Origin of the sequence: Streptacidiphilus pinicola (genome assembly GCF_003258295.1) — a bacterium.
In the GTDB taxonomy this organism is placed as follows: domain Bacteria; phylum Actinomycetota; class Actinomycetes; order Streptomycetales; family Streptomycetaceae; genus Streptacidiphilus; species Streptacidiphilus pinicola.
In genome coordinates this window covers 1-1074 of record NZ_QKYN01000274.1, presented here as the reverse complement: position 1 = coordinate 1074, position 1074 = coordinate 1, and the positions used below count along the sequence as shown (strand labels likewise).

At 72.7% G+C, this 1074-nt stretch carries 1 protein-coding gene and 1 pseudogene; both read left to right on the top strand.

Translation table 11 applies throughout. The annotated features are described in order from the left end of the window. The coding region (locus DN069_RS39080; RefSeq protein WP_424556371.1) for a RecB family exonuclease at positions 1–949 on the top strand (949 nt) is incomplete at its 5' end. Positions 950–967: 18 nt separating this feature from the next. Further along, a pseudogene (locus DN069_RS39075) lies at positions 968–1074 on the top strand (DNA-binding response regulator); the annotation flags it as partial.

Below are 1074 nucleotides of genomic sequence, written 5' to 3'. Positions count from 1 at the left end.
CGTCTCGCTCGCGGGCTCGGCCCAGCCCGCGAGTCAGGCCCAGTCCGCGAGTCAGGCCGAGCCCGCGAGCGAGACGGAGGCCGCGCCGCTGGAGACCCCCGCGCACCCCGAGGCGCCGCAGGCGCCCTCCGGGCCCGCGCATCCGGTCTCGCTGTCGCCCTCGCGCGCGTCGGACTTCATGACCTGCCCGCTGCTCTACCGGCTCCGGGTGATCGACCGGCTGCCCGAGCCGCCCAGTCCGGCGGCCACCCGCGGCACGCTGATCCATGCCGTGCTGGAGCGGCTCTTCGACTCGCCCGCCGGTGACCGCACGCCCGACACCGCGCGGGCGCTGCTGCGCCCGGAGTGGGAACGGCTGCTGGAGGAGCGACCGGAGGTCGCGGAGCTCTTCCCCGCCGAGACGGGGGCGGCGGAGCTGGCGGCCTGGCTCGCGGACGCGGAGAAGCTGCTGGAGTCCTACTTCCGGGTCGAGGACCCGAACCGGCTGCAGCCCGCCGAGCGGGAGCTGTTGGTGACCACCACGCTGGAGTCCGGCCTGACGCTGCGCGGCTACGTGGACCGCGTGGACGTCGCGCCCACCGGCGAGGTCCGCGTGGTGGACTACAAGACCGGCCGCGCGCCCTCGCGGGACTTCGAGGGCAAGGCCATGTTCCAGATGAAGTTCTACGCGCTGGTGATCTGGCGCGAGCGCGGCGTGGTGCCCAAGCGGCTGCAGCTGATGTACCTGGGCGGCGGCGGGCAGATCGTCACCTACGACCCGGACGAGACGGATCTGCTGGCCGTGGAGCGCAAGCTGCAGGCGCTCTGGCAGGCGATCCAGCGCGCCCTGGAGACGGGCGACTGGCCCGCCAGCCCCAACCGGCTGTGCGACTGGTGTGCGCACAAATCCCTGTGCCCTGCGTGGGGCGGCACTCCGCCTGCGTACCCTTTGGCTGACAGCCTCAACTGATCAACGATGGAGCGTTCCGTGACGATCCGCGTGCTGCTGGTCGACGACCAGCCGCTGCTGCGCACCGGTTTCCGCATGATTCTGGAGGCCGAGTCCGACATCGCCGTCGTCGGCGAGGCCGGGGA